Raw genomic sequence first — 16,799 nt, forward strand, 5'->3', positions numbered from 1 at the left:
AATCTAAACTACAACACCATGTTTAAGCAATTTTTAAATCAAGTAGATGGAAGCCAGGTGTATTTACTTACCTCTCTGGGGATTTTCATGCTCTTTTTCTTACTGGTCGGCATTCTCCTGCTGACCATGAAAAAAGACGAAATAAAATATATGAGTGAATTACCCTTAAAAGACGAGGAATAATGACAGCGCTACTTATCTGGGCCCTGCTATTTGTGGCAGTGCTCATCCTTATCGTTTCCTTACAGGTATTGAAAGTCATCAAAATCTTTGTTAAGGAAAGTATCAGCCCTTCCCCATTTGCCACTGAAGAAGAGAAAGAACAATTCCGGTTACTGGCCGCACAGCGCGAAGCTGAGGAGCAGGCAAAACCATCGATCTGGACCAAACTCATGGGCTTAAAACCTATGGCGGAGGAGAAAGACCTGATGATGGACCATGAATTTGATGGCATCGCAGAATTGGATAACCCTACCCCGGCCTGGTTTAGCGTATTGTTTTACGGAACCATCATTTTTGCCATCGGATATATGTTCAATTACCATGTGTTCAACTGGGGGAAATCACAGGAAGAAGAATATGCGATAGAATTGCAGCAGGCCGCAGACGATCGCCTGGCTTTTCTTCAGAAACCAGGCTCCGCAGGCCCTCAGATCAATGAAAGCAATGTAGCGCAAAGCAATGATAAAGAGGTGATCCAAAAAGGAGCGGCGCTATTTAAGACCGTTTGTACGCCTTGTCATGGGGCAAATGGAGAAGGTGGCGTTGGCCCTAACCTGACCGATGAATTCTGGCTACATGGGGGAGGCGTAAAAGATGTGTTCAAAACGATCAAATATGGTGTTCCTGAGAAAGGAATGGTGGCCTGGGAGAAATCCATGAATGCCAAACAAATCTCAGACATCACCAATTATGTGTTGTCATTAAAAGGAAGTAATCCTGCCGGCGCGAAAGCACCACAGGGCAAAAAAGATTAATATGTCGTCGCAAAGTCCCGGACAATTCAGAGATCAGATCTCCACCCTTACCGATGATGGTAAAAGCCGTAAATGGCTTTATCCTCATGTGATCAAGGGGAAATTATATCAATACCGCTCCATAGTCAGCTATTTTTTCCTGACTTTACTATTTGCTGCCCCGTTTCTAAAGTTAAATGGGGAGCAACTGGTCCTTTTAAATGTGCTGGAACGGAAATTTGTATTCTTTGGTGTCATCTTCTGGCCTCAGGATTTCTACCTCTTTGTATTGGCTTTGCTGATTTTCATAGTATTCATTGTGCTGTTTACCGTTGTCTTTGGACGGGTATTTTGCGGATGGGCATGCCCGCAGACGATCTTTCTGGAAATGATTTTCCGGAAGATAGAGATCTGGATTGAGGGCGACCATAACAAACGTAAAAAGCTGGACGATGGTCCTTTGACCGGACAAAAGGTCTTTAAAAAAGGGTTGAAACATGGAATTTACCTGGCGATTTCTTTTCTGATTGCCAACATCTTCCTCTCCTACCTGATTGGTTCTTCCGTATTGATCAGCATCATGACAGAACCCGTCTCCATGCATTTAAGCGGTTTTATCGCCATCTGCGTATTTACCATCGTATTTTACCTCGTATTTTCCAGAATGCGGGAGCTGGTGTGTACGGTCGTTTGTCCTTACGGACGTCTGCAAGGCGTGTTACTGGACAACCAGAGCATCATCGTTGCCTATGATTACGAACGCGGGGAACCTCGCGGGAAGCGCGTTAAAGAAACAGAAAACCAAATCGGCGACTGTATCGATTGCAAGCTTTGCGTACAGGTTTGCCCTACCGGAATTGACATCAGGAATGGTACTCAGATGGAATGTGTGAACTGTACCGCCTGTATTGATGCCTGCGATATGGTGATGGAGAAAATCAACCGTCCAACACGCCTGATCGGGTTTAAATCTGACGATGAGATCAAGTTCAAACAGGGTTTCCACCTCAACAAAAGGGTGTATGCCTATACGGGTGTATTGTTTGCTTTAATGGCGGTACTGAGCTACCTTTTAATCGTCAGAAGTGATGTCAAAACTACGATTTTACGTGCAGGGGGCACACTTTACCAGATGCGGGAGCAAGAAAAGGAAGTCAGCAATTTATACAATGCAGAGCTGATCAATAAAACGAATAAATCATTGAAGTTTGAGATCATTCCGGATGATCCATCCACGAAAATCCAGTATATACAGAAACAGGATTCTATCGCCTATGGCGGTGTGGCAAAGCTGACTTTCTTTGTGATCATGCCTCAGTCGGCTTTAAAGAAATACAAGTCAGACATCGGTTTCAAACTGGTATCGGATGGAAAGGTCTTAGACAGATTTGAAACTACATTTATAGCACCAATAAACGATTAAGCATATGGAATGGAACTGGGGAACAAAATTAGTGATTGGTATGGGCTCATTTATGACCTTCATTGTGGTACTGGCAGTGATGATGTTTAACAGCAAGCCTGATGCCCTTGTAGATAATGATTATTATGAGAAAGGGCTCAATTACAATGCAGATTACAACCTGAAGGAACAGGTCAAGGCAGACCATGCTGCACCGGAGATCCTTGTTTTACCCGGAGAAATTCTGCTTACGTTTAAAGCTGCTGCAGAGGGAAAAGTAAAAATCGTCCGTCCATCAGATAAACGCATGGACAAGGTGGTTAATTTCAAAACAGATGTGGAATATAGATCAGTCATCCCTTCAAAAGAAATTGCTAAAGGAAGATGGAAACTGATCATTACATGGAATAGTGCAGGTAAATCCTATTTGGATGAGCAGGAGGTCATGGTAAAATGAGTACGGAAAGACTTGCTTTCATGATCGGACTGCTGGGGAGCGTACATTGCATAGGTATGTGCGGTCCCCTTGCCTTCGCTGTGCCCTCCCTGAAACAGGGCTGGGCATTCCTGGTGTTGGACAAGCTGCTCTATCAATTGGGAAGGATTATTTCTTACTGTTTTCTGGGCCTGATGATTGGCCTGATCGGACAACAAATCTGGATGGCCGGTTTTCAACAAGGAGTTAGTATTTTCAGTGGCATATTGATTATGATGGCTGCCTGTTCCAGGTTATTCAAATTCCAGGTCTTCAAAAACACGCCTTCCTTCTTTTTAAAGCCTTTTAACAAGGCCTTTAATTATGCCTTGAAGCATAAGGCCAACCACCTGATCATCGGGGTAATCAACGGATTTCTACCTTGTGGTTTTGTTTACCTGGCCATGGCAGGAGCGTTAAACACCGGAAATGTCAGCAGCTCCATGACCTATATGTTCTGGTTCGGCATGGGCACCCTGCCCCTGATGTTTATCGCAACACTAAGTATGGGATTTACAGGGGCACTGTTGCGCAGAAGGATCAACAAGGTGATTCCCTACTTTATGCTTTGCCTCGGAATCTGGTTTATTTTTAGGGGGCTGGAGTTAAACATCCCCTATCTGAGTCCGGCAGGAACGGAACAAGGGGTTGCAGAATGCCGGTAAACTTTTTTTAACCCATTAAACGTAAATTTGCAATGAATATGAGAGATATAAAAGACAGTAATGACATCCGCTTATTGGTAGATGCTTTCTATAGCAATGCACTTATTGATCCGGTAATCGGCCCGGTATTTAAAGCGGCAGATTTCTCTTTGGAAAGACATATTCCGGTGATGGTTACCTTCTGGGAAACAATCTTATTAGATGTAGTGACCTATAAAGGAAATCCAATGTTAAAGCACATCGCCTTAAATAAGGAAGTGCCGCTGCATCCGGAACACTTTGATCAATGGATGAAAATATGGACAGCTACCATCAGTGCTAATTTTGAAGGGCCTGTAGCAGAAAATGCCATCTCCAGAGCCTCTTCTATCGGGCAACTGATGCAATATAAGATTAAACAAAGCAGCTCGCTTTAAACGTTTCCAATCCCTTTTTGCAAGGTAATTGCTGCGTTCAAAGCGAGCTGTTTTCTGATGTTTTTTTGATATTCAGTTAATGCCTTTACTACTTATTATTCAGGTACGCATATTGTTCAAATACGTTCTTATCACCTGAACCCAGACTAACCTGTAAGACTAAACAACTGTGTTGTAGGCTGATTTGCCCATAACCTCGCATCTAATGCCATACAGATATTCCTTAAAAACCTTTTACCTAATGGAGTTACCCTAAGGTTCTCCTCCGACAATAAGACAAGACCGTCCAATGCCAGCCAGCGCATGCGCTTTAATCCTTCGCTCAGTGCTGCAGATTGTTCTTCAGCCCTGCTCCAGGAAGTATATCCCCTGCACATGATGTTTAATATATGTTTGCGGATGACCAGGTCTTCTTCCGTCAGTAAATGCCCTTTAAATACAGGCAGTTCTCCTTCGTTTACGATCCTGATGTAATCCTCTACTTTTTTCACGTTTTGAGCAAAGGCAGACCACGTATCACTGATCGACGACACCCCTAATCCGACCATCAGGCGACTGTATTGATGGGTGTAACCCATAAAGTTCCGGTGCAGATTCCCTTTGATCTCCGCGCCATATAAACTGTCTGTGGCCAGTGTAAAATGGTCCATACCGACATCGATATAACCTCCATCTTTTAGCTTTTTACGCCCCAGTTCATAGAGTTCCTGCTTCATTTTTGGAGAAGGCAGATCGGCTTCTGTATAACGTCTTTGTCCGGGTTTTACCCAGGGCACATGCGCATAACTGTAAAAAGCGATGCGGTCTGGTCTTAATTTTACAACGGCATCAAGGGTATCAGACAGACCTGCCGGATTTTGCTTTGGCAAGCCATAAATAAGGTCGTAATTGATCGAGGTATAGCCCGACTCCCTGGCTTTAAGGGTCACCTCTTCTACCTGTTCATAGCTTTGGATCCTGTTGATGATCAGCTGTACTGTAGGATCAAAATCCTGAATTCCAAGACTCAACCTTCTGAATCCAAGTTTATTTAAAGTGCTCAGGTGTTCGGGATTGGTATTTCCGGGATGGGCTTCAAAACTAAATTCTGCATCCTCATGAAGGTCTGCATATTGTAGAATCCCTTCAATCAGGATCTGTAGATTTTCGGCGCTGAAGAATGTTGGCGTGCCACCACCAAGGTGTAATTCCTTGATTTTTGGCCTGCTGACAAACAAGTTCAGGTATAATTGCCACTCTTTTAGCACAGCGGCGATATAAGGTTCTTCCACCTGATGGTTCTTTGTGATCCTGGTATTGCAACCGCAATAGGTACAGAGGCTCTCACAAAAAGGAAGGTGGATGTATACGCTGATCCCGTCTGAATCATTGCTTTCTTTAAAGGATTGTGCTACGGCCTTAGCCCAGTTTTCCGCATTAAAATCAGTCAGGTTCCAATAAGGAACCGTAGGATAACTGGTATAACGTGGCGCAGCAACATGGTATTTTGAAACGATGCTCTCCATATTAATGCTGATGAGGTTGTCCTTTGATGTGTACTTTGCTTCCCGCCTGATCACATGCCTTTGAACAGACACAGGCATCGCCGAGGCAACGGTTTTGCTGCCAGTTATCCAGGTTGATGATCGTTTCCGCGGCCAGAGCCATTGGCAATTCCTTCTCGGTAAGGCCGGATAAGGAAGCCAATGGAACATTGGCGATCTTAAGGCTTCTCAAACCTGCAGCTTCGGTGTCGATATGTGTCGTATCGGTAGAGCGTGTAGCAATGAATTTCACGCCAAGATCTGCCAGCTTATTGATCACCAAGGCAGAAACGTTGTCCTCTTCATTGAAAACGATCACCGCTTCTTTACCTTCGGCATAAGCTGCTGTTTCCAGGCTCAGCGAATTGGAGATCAGCGTGATCTCATGTTTTTTATTGTTGGCAATGGCCAGCGGTTCTTTTTCAAAAGATTTTATACTATATGCGACAACTCTCATGCGGTTCGATTATTTAATAACCAAAGTTAGCATGAAGGCATGGCGGGGAGAATGAGTTCGGTCAGCCGAAAAAGTGATCTTCGTCAGTTTTTCATTTGCTGCAGCCGAACCTGATCCAGGATAACGATCTGACTTCCTTTTCTTTCAATAATTCCTTCATCTTTGAAGTCGCTCAGGATCCGGCTTACCGTTTCTGTGGCCATTCCTGCCATCGCAGCAAGGTTATCCCTGGAAATGCGCAGGGTCAGCTCCGTTCCCTCCTGTTCCTGTTTGCAAAGCCTGGCCAATACTTCCGCCATGCGTTTTCTAACTGAATGATAGGCCAATTGCAGCAATTGTTCTTCTTTTTCCTGAAGGTTATTGGAGAGGATTTCTATAAACTGTCTCGCTACATCCGGGTAACGGTGGAGTAAATCTTCCATCAGATCCTTTGGCAGCATGCAAACCGTACTGTCTTCCATCGCCTCTGCTGTTTCCGTGTAAGGGGCATTGAGCAATAAAGATGTGATTCCAAAGTATTCTTCATGGCCATACATACCGGTTAGCAATTCTCTTCCATCTTCGCTCAGCTTAAAGGTTTTCACCTTCCCCTGCATCACGAGATAAACGCCGGAAACATTGTCGCCCTCGTAATAAACGATTTGTTTTTTCTTAATCGCCCTGACTTTCCGTGCGGCAATTATTTTCTCCAGCTCCTGCAAACCTGAAGTATTGCTAAACAAAGCGCTTAGTTTTTCCAGCGACTGGCTATAGAAATGTTGTTGTTTCTCTTTTTTACTGAGCCTGCTTTCTATCGCATTCATCAGTTCTACATCATCGAAAGGTTTCGTGAGGTAGTCATCTGCTCCCATTTCCATGCCTTTACGCATGTCCAGACGTTCAGCCTTGGCCGTCAGAAAGATAAACGGAGTAGCGGCAGTCTTTTCATTTTTATTGAGCAAATACAATACACCATAGCCATCCAGCTCCGGCATCATGATGTCACATAAGATCAGGTCCGGCAGGTGCGTCCCCGCGAGCTCGACGCCTATCCGGCCATTGCTGGCCTGCAATACTTCATAATTGGCAAGCTCCAGAATTTCTGCAGTACTTTCCCTGATGTCGTCGTTATCTTCTATAATGAGTATCTGTATCTTCTTCATTTGTATTGAATGGTTATTTGTGGAAGGACAGGACAAATTTAGTCCCGGTATGAATGCTGCTTTCAAAATATAAATCCCCCTTCATTAAGGAGGCATAACGGTGAACAATGTTTAAGCCCAGACCTGTTCCTGGAATGTTACCGGTATTGTGGGCACGGAAAAAGGGTTGAAACAAGTACTTATGGTCTGATTCCGGAATCCCGATCCCATTGTCTTTGATCGTCACGATACATTGCTGATCGTTGATTTCCGTATTAAATTCTATGAAAGTATTTTCTCCTGAATATTTGATGGCATTGGAGATCAGGTTGATCATGCAATTTTTCAAGAGGTTTGGATCAAGCAGCACCATGCTTTGCAGTCCGGTATGCTGGTAAATGATGTTCTGGTCCTGTTTGGCAATCATCTGCATTTCTTCCGTAATCTCTTCCGCAAGTTTCACGAGGTCAAAAGCGGTAAATGTCGGTTCTACCCTTCCTGCTTCCAGACGTTCCAGAGACAGGAAATCATTCAGGATAGTGGTTAGGTTTCCTACTGCGTTTTTGATCTTGCTGACATGCTTTCTGATATTGGTATTGTCGTAAGGCTCTGCATATTTATCGATCAGTGAAGCTGAAAGTTGTACCGAGCTCAGCGGTGTTCTGAATTCATGAGAAGCCATAGATACAAACCTGCTTTTCAATTGATTGAGTTCTTTCTCTTTTTCTAAAGAAAGACTTACTTCTTCTTTTGCCTCACTTAAAGCTTTTACTGTTTTTTTAAGGGATTTTGTCCGTTCTTCTACCAGTTCTTCCAGCTCTGCAGCATATTCCCGCAAGCGCTCTTCTGCTTCTTTCTCCCTGGACAGGTCATGTATAAATCCGGTATAAATGATCCGATCATCGTATTGAACCTCACTTACAGCCAGTCTGAAAGGAAAAGTAGAACCGTCTTTCCTCAATCCTTTTACCTCTCTCCCCTTGCCGATGATCCGTTTTTCTCCGGTGGTCTGGTATCTGGAAATATAGCCGTCATGTCCGCTTCTATCTGGTTCAGGCATTAAAACAGAAATGTTTTTTCCTTCCACCTCTTCCAGTGCATAACCAAATAACCTCAATGCTGCCGGATTAAGGCTCTCTATCCTGCCCCGGTTATCGATGGTAATGATCCCATCAATTGCCGTTTCAATGATCGCCTTAAGTAACCTCGCCTTTTCCATGTTTTACTTTTTACAAATATAGTCAATACGATTGCAGGAGCCAGATAACCTAAATCATGCAAAAGTGTGACTAATATCATGTTTTTAAAATTAAATAGTCTGTTCTTTTGCGCTTCACCTTGCTATTTTATATTAAATGAACCATACTTTTCACATTCCGGTACTAGGCTTAGGCTATTCGATTGACACTCCTTTAAAAGTAGCCAGATACGGCATCTCTTCCGTTGTCTCCATTGTGGATGATGAACTGACGGAGCGCATGAGAAAGTACCATCAGGAAAATACGACAAAAGGATATACCTTAATTGAGAAAAAAGAGGAAGACAGCAGGGCGAGGAGGATTACCGCCTACCTGAACCTTTTGGATACGCTGGTTAAGGAGCAGTTTGCTGCATTAAAAATGCAAAGCTTTGAAGAAGGAACGGAGCTGTCCCGATACTTTGAGCTTTTGCCGGATACTTCTCCAATGAAACAAAAGTATGCACAAATGAAGGCTTCAGGAACGGGAATGTCCGGAGAGGCTGTACGGAAAGAACTACTGGCGTCGATGATTCCGGGAGCCATAGATGTCAACATCATGTCTAAAGTAGACAAAGCCAATTATAAGGCCAACAATGAATATGCCGGTGATAACTTTACTGATGCCCTGGCTGCCATGCGTGGTTTTGCCAATAGTACACTGGAATCCTCTGTGATTATTTCCGCAGGTCTAAACCCGAGATTGTATGCTTATATGGAAAAATGTACTGCCTTTTTCCCGGATACTGAGGGGAAACTACAAAAGAAAATCATCCTTAAAGTGAGCGATTTCCGTTCGGCGATGATACAGGCAAAGATGCTGGCTAAAAAAGGTTTATGGGTTTCCGAATTCCGCGTAGAATCGGGTTTGAACTGCGGAGGCCATGCTTTTGCTACAGAAGGTTTCTTATTGGGGCCTATCCTGGAAGAATTCAAACAGAAGCGGGCTGAGCTTTCGGAAGAACTGTATCAGATGTATGCTGCGGCGCTGAACAGTAAGGAGTTCCCGGAAATGGAAAAACCAGTACAACGCATTACTGCACAGGGAGGTATCGGCACGGCCGAAGAACATGCGTTCCTGCTCAATTATTATCAGCTGGATGCCGCCGGTTGGGGAAGTCCGTTTTTGCTGGTTCCTGAAGCGACAAATGTGGACGAAGAAACCTTAAATGACCTTGTTACTGCAAGGGCTGATGATTATTACCTGAGCAACTCTTCCCCATTGGGCGTACTTTTCAATAATTTCAAAAAAAGCACTGCAGAGCAACAAAGACTGCAACGCATAGAAAAAGGACGGCCAGGAAGTCCATGCACAAAGAAGTTTCTATGTACCAATACCGAATTTACAGAACTGCCGATCTGTACGGCATCAAGAGCATATCAAAACCTAAAGATAAAACAGCTGAAAGATCAGCAACTGCCCAAAGCAGATTACCAAAAACAGTTTGATTCCATTACGGAGAAAGTATGTCTGTGTGAAGGTTTATGTGCTTCCACCTATATTAAAGCAGGGATATTAAAGCCAAGAGAAAACAGGGCGGTGAGCATCTGCCCGGGTCCAAATCTGGCTTTCTTTCATGCCAAATACTCCCTTAAGGAGATGATCAATCATATTTATGGAAGAGAAAACTTACTTTCAGGGGTCCTGCGTCCCAACCTGTTCATCAATGAACTAAACTTATATGTGGACTATCTGAAGAAAGACATTGCTACTCATTTAGAGGAGTTTAATACCAAAAAAGACAAGTACTTCAGCAAGTTTAAAGCGCAGTTATTGAACGGGATCGACTATTACAGAGCACTTATTCCCGAATTAACATTCCAGGACAGCTTATCTGTGGAAGAAATGCTCAAACAACTCAACCTCGCAGAGCAACGCTTAAGCTAAATTGAGTTTTAATTTATTAAGCCAGGGATTGAACAAGAATTAGGTGCATTTCTTCCCCCCCTTCTTTCTCTGGCTTATCTCTTTCCATTTCCGGTTTCGTCATCAGCGTTTCAGTTTACAAAGTATAATTGCAATGTTGTTGCATTTAATCTATGTTTGCAATACCCAATTGCATTGATAAACATGAAAAGCCGACTATCCCTTATTTTGGCCCTGTTGTTTTTTACAACCTGCGCCCTTGCCCAAAAAAGAGCGCACAACCCTGCAGATGTCATCCGCTCCATGAACTGGGACGTGATTGGCTCCGTGAATTTTGAGATGGACAAGCAAAACAAAATCCTTCCCGTGTATGGAGAGATGATCAGACGGTTTGCAGACCGTGACTTTAGTTTAAAAGGCTATATCATTCCCATTAAAGCAGGGCTGAAACAGCAGCAATTCCTGCTTTCTCCACTGCCCATCAATCAATGTTTCTTTTGTGGACAAAACGGAGTCCCTGCGATGATTTTAGTGAACATGAGCAGTCCCATTGCCTATACCACCAAGCCGGTTCTCATCGAGGGAATTCTGAAACTGGAAGTCGTCGATGCGGCGACTGCCGCTCCAATCAGCCTCCAGAAAGCAACCGCATCCCAGGCTAAATAAAAGGGATCATTACCTGTCAAAATACCAAACCATCATAAAATGGAACATTTACTGAGCAGCTACGAAGCTGAAGGGGAAACGCATTTCTCCGCAAATACCCAGACCCCATTAAGGGCTGATGCTTTTCTGAAAACCGATGAAGAAAAGATCCTGGCGATCAGCAAACATTTTGCCGCAATTATGGAAGAACTCGGTTTAGACCTGAGCGACGACAGCTTGCGGGGAACGCCACACCGCGTGGCAAAAATGTATGTTAAGGAATTGTTTTCAGGACTGAACCCTGCCAATAAACCGGGCATCTCTATTTTTGAAAACAAATATGGCTACCATCAGATGCTGATCGAACAGGACATTGAGTTTATCTCTGCCTGTGAACACCATTTTCTGCCCATGCCGGGAAAAGCGCACATTGCTTATATTCCGAATGGCAAAGTTATCGGTCTTTCCAAGATCAACAGAATTGTAAAATACTACGCCAAAAGGCCACAAGTACAGGAACGACTGAGTAAACAGATCTTCCAGGAGCTTCAGGAGGTCCTGAATACTTCAGACATCATCGTGGTCATCACCGCGCATCATATGTGCGTGAGTATGCGCGGCGTGGAAGACCAGAGCAGCAAAACGACCACGATCTCTTATGGCGGAAAGTTTGAAGAGAAAGAAACGAGAAAGGATTTTTTTCAGGTGTTAAACCTAGGCACTGATACTGTAATTAGATGAAAAACATCAAGGAAGTCAGCATTTTAACCGGGTTTTTAGGCTCAGGAAAAACCACCTTAGTCAACGCGATCATTTCCGGAAGAGCAAAAACCCGTTTTGCGATTATAGAAAATGAAATCGGAGAAGAAAGTATTGATGCAGAACTGCTCATTAAAGGGGACGACAATATTGTGGAGCTCAATAATGGTTGTTTATGTTGTACCTTAAATGACAATCTGTATGACATCCTCAATCAGTTATGGCTTAGAAAATCGTCCTGGGACCAGCTGCTGATCGAAGCCACCGGCATCGCCGATCCCGCAAATATTGCCCGGCCCTTTCTGACCAATGAATCGGTTCAGGAAAGTTTTCAATTGAAAAGGGTCATCTGTGTCGTTGATGCCGAGCTCATTGAAGACCAGCTGAAAGAAACAGAAGTAGCCATCCAGCAAATTGCATTCAGCGACGTCATCCTGCTCAATAAATCTGAAAAGGTAAGTTCCGCTTACCTTCGGGAATTGCAGGCTATTTTAAAGACCTTAAATCCTTTTGCAGAGATTTTAGTGGCCCTAGAGAACGATTTCAAGATTGATATTTTATTTAACCGGGAAAGGTTTGCCAATTTCTACAGCAATCCTAAGCCATTTCTAACGCCTAAAGGCATGTTTAACCTGATCCCTGCGGAAAGCGAAGCAATTCCGCAGTTTGGTTTGGGAAGCGCTCATCGCCAGCATCAGCATAGTGGTATTGAAACCATTTTGCTGAGGTATCCGGAAAATATGAACATAGAAGCCATTCAGCACCGGATGATGGTTTTTCTGTTGACTCAATCCATCGGTGTTTACCGGATTAAAGGGATTCTCTTTAATGCAAACTATCCGGAGCGGGTGATTCTGCAAACGGTTGGAAAGGGAATGTCTGTCAGCAAAGGTCATCCCTGGCTGGAGGGCGATAAAAAGGAAAATAAAATTGTAATTATTGGCAAGCGCCTCTCCCTCTATGGCTTCGACAGAATGTTTCGCAGCTGCCTGGAAGCCTGATTGATTAAACTTTTTTTCTTATATTAGGTAGAAAGAAAAATCCGCTACAATAACCAATAAAATGCCATGGAAAAAGAAGCTATGAAATCATTACTGGAAATTATTGACCAGCAAGTTAGTTCCTCAATTTTAGGAGGAATGGAAGAACAGTACGAAGAATTGGAAAGATTGGGATACATCCGGATCGACAGGTCCAGTGTGCAGCACTCCTCTTCTATTACGCCGGAAGGAATGGAATTTTTATATCATGATGAAGAATAGCGTTTCGCGCTCTAAAGCGCCGCTAAATCGATTCCAATTGTCATGAAATTGTTTTTATTTTTAAACCTGAAAACTTTTTTACAACATTGTCCGTTATATGATCAGTTTGTTTGGTTTAGGTTGGTCTGTGGTGGATCAACCACATTATAACAGGGATAGATCTCTCCGATTTATCCCTGTTTTTTTTGGTCTTTTTTTACTTTTTGTAAGCGGGTATGCGGATGATGATTTAAGCTTATTTGATCAGAATTGTTCTGCCCCCTCTTCCTGCCCGATCAAAAGCACGCAGTTTTACCGCTCCTTTAAAAGGGATCGCTGTTTTATAAATCTCACTGTTTTTTCCTGGCTCTGTTCCATCCGTGGTATAGCGAATGATAAAACCCGGGAACTGTAGGTTGGCCTCCAACTGTCCATTGTCAATCCGCACCCCGGGAGTTGGAATTCTGTATTGATAACCTCCTGAATAATAACTTAAACGTGGCAGCTCTTTCTTGCCTAAAACGTTGACAAATTCCGACCATGCCTGATCATAGGCTGCTTTCTCCTTTGCCACATCTGTTATCGTTGCCCATTCCGGATCTTTGGCCCATGCTCTTTCAGCAAGACCTAAAAGTTTTGGCAACAACATGTATTCCAGTTGTGCGGGTGTTTTTATGGTTTCACTCCATAATGGTGCCTGCAGACCAACAATATTCAGCTTTCCTTTTTCCGTCAGCCGCTCTTTATTCTTAAAAACACTGAGGTCAACAGGGTTCCCCTGTTCATCTTCCTTTACGTTTTTATAATAGTCGTAAGGGATGAAGTAAAAAGGTTTGTCTACATCCACATAACCACCCCAATTCTGCCCTCTTTCTTCAAAGCTTGGATTTACCGCAAGGTCAATATAGAAATTGGTTACCGGTGTTAAAACAACTTTATATCCGGCATTCGCCATTTTATAGGCCAGGTCTTCATTACCGGTCAGGTTGTTCCAAACATCCGCATGAAAGTTTTCATTTACAAAGCGGGGTTCCGGCAGCATTTTCTTTTCGCCGTTAACCTCCATTTTACGGAGTCCGATTTCTTCCCATCCGGACAGGTATAGTCCCCTTGCTTTTAACAGCTGATTCATTTTACTGAAATAGTAGTACCAAAGCGCATCCGTTCCTTTAACCTCAGGATCTGTTTTCGACAACCGATCTGCAGCAGCTGATTTTTCCCAGACTCCTGCCGGGACTTCATCTCCTCCGAAATGGATCGTCGTCAGCGGCGCTCCTGCTTCTTTGTGCATGGCGATCAGCTCATCAGTTACCTTTTCCAGAAAAGCATAGGTAGAAGGCAGTGCAACATTGACCACATTGTCGTCAAAGCCCTGAACAGAACGATATTTAGACTGGTCATTCAGGTCTCTTAACAGGTAACGTTCTGCCTCGCTTTTCTGGCCGGCTTTCATCAACCTCGAATACCTGGCATCCATTGATTTGATCGCTGCCCGCGCATGTCCCGGAGTTTCAATTTCGGGAATCACCAGGATATGTCTTGCAGTGGCATATTTAAGAATTTCTACATAATCTGCTTTGGTAAAAAAACCGCTTCCGGAATTTGTTCCGGCAGTAGCTGCTGATCCATAAGAAGGAAGAATACTTTTATGCTCCCCCTCGCTATGTCCACGCTGTGCACCTACGGAAGTAAGTTCCGGTAATCCCGGAATTTCCAGTCGCCAGCCCTCATCTTCCGTTAAATGAAAATGGAAGACATTCAGTTTATACAGAGCCATCAGGTCCAATACTTTAAACACTTCTGATTTTGGCTGAAAATTTCTGCCTACATCCATCATAAAACCCCTGAATCCGAATCGCGGTTGATCTTTAACCGTTGCTGCCGGGAGGCTGATGGCCGTTTGCACACTTGCCCAGGCTTTTGCCGGAAACATGATTTTTAACGACTGGATCGCATAAAATGCGCCAGCCGCATCTCCGGCTTTGATCACGATTTTCTGGGAACTGATGCTCAGTTCATAGGCTTCTTTAGCCATCGAGCTTTCCTGCTCGAAGAAAATGCCCCCTTTTTCCGAAGCTTTGACCACAACCGGTGTCTTTCCTAAAATTTTAGCAAGCTCATCTGCAAATCCCTTTACTTCTTTTGCAAAAACACCTCCTGTAACCAATTGAACAGCAGGACTCAGTTTAAAAACACCTTCCTGCTTGATATAGCTAAGTGGAGTTGGAAATACCGCTGGCAAATCGCTTTCCCGAATCTCTTTTATTCCTGTATTTCGCTGGTAAACCTTCGCTGCCAGTTCCTGTTCTTCTTTTAAGTGTTCCGGAAAGGGTTTGTAGGTCAGTTTAGAGATGGACGCTGCATGATCAGGACTTCTATCCCATACCAGGTAAAATCCCTGTGGGCGTTCTGTCACATTGTTCATCGATTCCAGTGCCAGCTGAAGTTGAAGCTCCGCTCCGGCAGGAACTGTTTTAAAGGCTTTCAATGGAGATAGGCAGAACAGGTCTCCGTTTACATGTTTTATAGTCGCAATTGTCGAATCTTTAGCCCATGTTTTTACCACTCTGGAGTTGAAATAGATCTTCCATCCTGAAGCAGGAAGCTCAGCCTTACCATTGTTTTTGAGGCGTAAGAGCGATTGTGTCTTGCCATCATTCCTGCTAACCATCTCCAGCTGAATACTAAGGTCTGCGGCTTTTAAACTGGCTGTCTTTTGGGCAAAACCGGTTTTCACTACGGCCAGAATCAATAAAGAGCCGATCACATATTGTTTCATTTAAATTGTCTTATGAGGTGATGTATTCCATTTTATTTGTAAAACTATCAGACACGGATGTATATTTTCTTCCGGTCAAGAAAGTACCCTACCAGCCAGCAGACCAGCATAAAGCTAATTGCAAAGAGTAAGGAGCCAATTGGTCCCGGGGCAATGGCCTGGAAGAACACGGTATTGATCCATCCGCTAAAATCAGATTTCGGGAATAGCGTATTGATGATGATCAGCAAGAGATCGGCAACGATATAAATAAACAAGGGATTTTTACCGAATATGGTAAAGAAGCCAGTCCATCTGACCGATTGTTTCACTTCGATGATGTAAATCAGCGCTGCGATAATGATCAGGTCCAGTCCGCAGGTGATCAGCACAAATGAACTTGTCCATAATTTTTTATTGATCGGGAAGGCTGAATTCCAGCACCATGCCAGGAAAACGAGCAATACTCCGGCCATCAATAATTTCGCTATGCTTTCAAAACCTTTTCCTTTTTCCTGAATAAAGCGGCCTGCATAATAACCTATGATCACATTTACGCAGGAAGGAATGGTACTGAGGATCCCTTCAGGATCAAAGGCAATTCCTTCACCATGGTAGAGGTGTTTATCTCCGAGAAGGAACAGGTCGAGGTATTGGCCTGCATTTCCGGTCATACTGAAGGGATCGGCTGGGTTTCCGAAGAGCAGCAAGACCAGCCAGTAACCGAGCAGGAACAAGATACTGAGGATGATGACCCACCTCGTGGACAGGTAATGGATCATGAGGGAGACGATTCCGTAACACAAGCCGATGCGTTGTAATACGCCCAGGATCCTTGTGTTTCCGATTGGAGAAAGGCTGATCCCTCCGCCATCATTATAATGAAAAAACGGGAACCAGTACATCAGGTATCCGATCAGAAAAATCAGTAAGGTTCGCTTAAATATTTTGGTCAGCACTTCCTGATCTTTCATCAGTCCGAATTTTTTCATAGAGAAGCTCATGGCATTTCCTACGGCAAACAGGAAAGAAGGAAAAACCAGATCTGTGGGAGTGAATCCATGCCAGGCTGCATGTTCCAGCATGGCAAATGGCTGTGCGCCGCTTCCCGGAGTGTTGACAATGATCATGAAACAGACTGTCATTCCCCGAAAAACATCGAGTGATAAAAAACGTTGTGGTTGGTTCATTTGAAGAGGAAGTTACAAATAAATATGATAAATGAGTAGGGGCATCCGCCCCTACTTCATTACAATAGGGATAAGAAATGGGGGAAC

Annotated in this window: 17 protein-coding genes; 11 read left to right on the forward strand and 6 right to left on the reverse strand. The window is 43.8% G+C overall.

What is annotated here, in order from left to right:
- Positions 1 to 18: 18 nt before the first annotated feature.
- From BLQ87_RS33855 to BLQ87_RS21080, 6 genes are read left to right on the forward strand one after another with little or no spacing between them, the layout of a single operon-like run.
- Positions 19 to 183 (forward strand): hypothetical protein, encoded by a 165-nt coding sequence (locus BLQ87_RS33855; protein ID WP_172664919.1) that lies wholly within the window; start codon positions 19 to 21, stop codon positions 181 to 183.
- Positions 183 to 977 carry a cbb3-type cytochrome c oxidase N-terminal domain-containing protein gene (locus BLQ87_RS21060; protein WP_074610657.1) on the forward strand — a complete coding sequence of 265 codons (795 nt, stop codon included), beginning with the start codon at positions 183 to 185 and terminating at the stop codon, positions 975 to 977. The genes BLQ87_RS33855 and BLQ87_RS21060 overlap by 1 nt, the downstream gene beginning before the upstream one ends.
- Before the next feature lies 1 nt (position 978).
- Positions 979 to 2,379, forward strand: coding sequence for a cytochrome c oxidase accessory protein CcoG (gene ccoG / locus BLQ87_RS21065; protein ID WP_074610658.1), 1,401 nt, complete (start codon positions 979 to 981; stop codon positions 2,377 to 2,379).
- A 4-nt stretch (positions 2,380 to 2,383) separates the two neighbouring features.
- Complete coding sequence (locus BLQ87_RS21070) at positions 2,384 to 2,815, forward strand: FixH family protein (protein ID WP_074610660.1); 432 nt, start codon at positions 2,384 to 2,386, stop codon at positions 2,813 to 2,815.
- Positions 2,812 to 3,498, forward strand: a complete 687-nt coding sequence (locus BLQ87_RS21075) for a sulfite exporter TauE/SafE family protein (protein ID WP_074610661.1) — start codon at positions 2,812 to 2,814, stop codon at positions 3,496 to 3,498. The genes BLQ87_RS21070 and BLQ87_RS21075 overlap by 4 nt, the downstream gene beginning before the upstream one ends.
- Before the next feature lie 38 nt (positions 3,499 to 3,536).
- The gene (locus tag BLQ87_RS21080; RefSeq protein WP_074610663.1) at positions 3,537 to 3,914 is read left to right on the forward strand and encodes a group III truncated hemoglobin; all 378 of its coding nucleotides are present in this window, start codon (positions 3,537 to 3,539) and stop codon (positions 3,912 to 3,914) included.
- A 146-nt stretch (positions 3,915 to 4,060) separates the two neighbouring features.
- On the opposite strand, the gene hemN is transcribed toward BLQ87_RS21080, so the two are convergent.
- The 4 genes from hemN to BLQ87_RS21100 form a co-directional block, all read right to left on the reverse strand.
- Entirely contained in the window at positions 4,061 to 5,419 is a 1,359-nt protein-coding gene (gene hemN / locus BLQ87_RS21085) for an oxygen-independent coproporphyrinogen III oxidase (RefSeq protein ID WP_074610665.1), read from the reverse strand.
- A 1-nt stretch (position 5,420) separates the two neighbouring features.
- Positions 5,421 to 5,894 (reverse strand): Rossmann-fold NAD(P)-binding domain-containing protein, encoded by a 474-nt coding sequence (locus BLQ87_RS21090; protein WP_074610667.1) that lies wholly within the window; start codon positions 5,892 to 5,894, stop codon positions 5,421 to 5,423.
- An 83-nt stretch (positions 5,895 to 5,977) separates the two neighbouring features.
- Positions 5,978 to 7,036, reverse strand: a complete 1,059-nt coding sequence (locus tag BLQ87_RS21095; RefSeq protein WP_074610669.1) for a response regulator — start codon at positions 7,034 to 7,036, stop codon at positions 5,978 to 5,980.
- Positions 7,037 to 7,049: 13 nt separating this feature from the next.
- Positions 7,050 to 8,234, reverse strand: coding sequence for a PAS domain-containing sensor histidine kinase (locus BLQ87_RS21100; protein ID WP_074610670.1), 1,185 nt, complete (start codon positions 8,232 to 8,234; stop codon positions 7,050 to 7,052).
- A gap of 136 nt (positions 8,235 to 8,370) precedes the next feature.
- On the opposite strand from BLQ87_RS21100, the gene BLQ87_RS21105 reads away from it, so the two are divergent.
- The 5 genes from BLQ87_RS21105 to BLQ87_RS21125 all read left to right on the forward strand — a co-directional run bounded on the left by BLQ87_RS21105 (position 8,371) and on the right by BLQ87_RS21125 (position 12,785).
- Positions 8,371 to 10,140, forward strand: a complete 1,770-nt coding sequence (locus BLQ87_RS21105) for a hypothetical protein (RefSeq protein WP_074610672.1) — start codon at positions 8,371 to 8,373, stop codon at positions 10,138 to 10,140.
- Between the two features lie 183 nt (positions 10,141 to 10,323).
- Positions 10,324 to 10,785: a hypothetical protein gene (locus tag BLQ87_RS21110; RefSeq protein ID WP_074610674.1), complete on the forward strand. Its 462-nt coding sequence runs from the start codon at positions 10,324 to 10,326 to the stop codon at positions 10,783 to 10,785.
- 39 nt (positions 10,786 to 10,824) lie between these two features.
- Complete coding sequence (gene folE, locus BLQ87_RS21115; RefSeq protein WP_074610676.1) at positions 10,825 to 11,505, forward strand: GTP cyclohydrolase I FolE; 681 nt, start codon at positions 10,825 to 10,827, stop codon at positions 11,503 to 11,505.
- The gene (locus BLQ87_RS21120; protein WP_074610677.1) at positions 11,502 to 12,524 is read left to right on the forward strand and encodes a CobW family GTP-binding protein; all 1,023 of its coding nucleotides are present in this window, start codon (positions 11,502 to 11,504) and stop codon (positions 12,522 to 12,524) included. Before folE ends, BLQ87_RS21120 begins: the two co-directional genes overlap by 4 nt.
- A gap of 66 nt (positions 12,525 to 12,590) precedes the next feature.
- On the forward strand, positions 12,591 to 12,785 hold the full coding sequence (locus BLQ87_RS21125; protein ID WP_074610679.1) for a hypothetical protein: 195 nt from the start codon (positions 12,591 to 12,593) through the stop codon (positions 12,783 to 12,785).
- Between the two features lie 235 nt (positions 12,786 to 13,020).
- On the opposite strand, the gene BLQ87_RS21130 is transcribed toward BLQ87_RS21125, so the two are convergent.
- Both BLQ87_RS21130 and BLQ87_RS21135 read right to left on the reverse strand, forming a co-directional pair.
- Complete coding sequence (locus BLQ87_RS21130; protein ID WP_074610681.1) at positions 13,021 to 15,543, reverse strand: family 20 glycosylhydrolase; 2,523 nt, start codon at positions 15,541 to 15,543, stop codon at positions 13,021 to 13,023.
- A 47-nt stretch (positions 15,544 to 15,590) separates the two neighbouring features.
- A complete protein-coding gene (locus tag BLQ87_RS21135; RefSeq protein ID WP_074610683.1) occupies positions 15,591 to 16,712 on the reverse strand; it encodes an acyltransferase family protein in 1,122 nt (373 codons plus the stop codon).
- Positions 16,713 to 16,799: the final 87 nt, after the last annotated feature.

This window comes from Pedobacter steynii (assembly GCF_900103665.1).
GTDB classification, from domain to species: Bacteria; Bacteroidota; Bacteroidia; order Sphingobacteriales; family Sphingobacteriaceae; genus Pedobacter; species Pedobacter steynii.

Bases quoted from the DNA above. Each gene is read 5' to 3' on its own strand.
- BLQ87_RS21100 (WP_074610670.1), bottom strand. From the start codon at position 8,234: ATGGAAAAGGCGAGGTTACTTAAGGCGATCATTGAAACGGCAATTGAT.
- folE (WP_074610676.1), top strand. From the start codon at position 10,825: ATGGAACATTTACTGAGCAGCTACGAAGCTGAAGGGGAAACGCATTTC.
- BLQ87_RS21125 (WP_074610679.1), top strand. From the start codon at position 12,591: ATGGAAAAAGAAGCTATGAAATCATTACTGGAAATTATTGACCAGCAA.
- BLQ87_RS21070 (WP_074610660.1), top strand. From the start codon at position 2,384: ATGGAATGGAACTGGGGAACAAAATTAGTGATTGGTATGGGCTCATTT.
- BLQ87_RS21095 (WP_074610669.1), bottom strand. From the start codon at position 7,036: ATGAAGAAGATACAGATACTCATTATAGAAGATAACGACGACATCAGG.
- BLQ87_RS33855 (WP_172664919.1), top strand. From the start codon at position 19: ATGTTTAAGCAATTTTTAAATCAAGTAGATGGAAGCCAGGTGTATTTA.
- BLQ87_RS21135 (WP_074610683.1), bottom strand. From the start codon at position 16,712: ATGAACCAACCACAACGTTTTTTATCACTCGATGTTTTTCGGGGAATG.
- BLQ87_RS21120 (WP_074610677.1), top strand. From the start codon at position 11,502: ATGAAAAACATCAAGGAAGTCAGCATTTTAACCGGGTTTTTAGGCTCA.
- BLQ87_RS21080 (WP_074610663.1), top strand. From the start codon at position 3,537: ATGAGAGATATAAAAGACAGTAATGACATCCGCTTATTGGTAGATGCT.
- hemN (WP_074610665.1), bottom strand. From the start codon at position 5,419: ATGGAGAGCATCGTTTCAAAATACCATGTTGCTGCGCCACGTTATACC.
- BLQ87_RS21110 (WP_074610674.1), top strand. From the start codon at position 10,324: ATGAAAAGCCGACTATCCCTTATTTTGGCCCTGTTGTTTTTTACAACC.
- ccoG (WP_074610658.1), top strand. From the start codon at position 979: ATGTCGTCGCAAAGTCCCGGACAATTCAGAGATCAGATCTCCACCCTT.
- BLQ87_RS21105 (WP_074610672.1), top strand. From the start codon at position 8,371: ATGAACCATACTTTTCACATTCCGGTACTAGGCTTAGGCTATTCGATT.
- BLQ87_RS21075 (WP_074610661.1), top strand. From the start codon at position 2,812: ATGAGTACGGAAAGACTTGCTTTCATGATCGGACTGCTGGGGAGCGTA.
- BLQ87_RS21090 (WP_074610667.1), bottom strand. From the start codon at position 5,894: ATGAGAGTTGTCGCATATAGTATAAAATCTTTTGAAAAAGAACCGCTG.
- BLQ87_RS21060 (WP_074610657.1), top strand. From the start codon at position 183: ATGACAGCGCTACTTATCTGGGCCCTGCTATTTGTGGCAGTGCTCATC.
- BLQ87_RS21130 (WP_074610681.1), bottom strand. From the start codon at position 15,543: ATGAAACAATATGTGATCGGCTCTTTATTGATTCTGGCCGTAGTGAAA.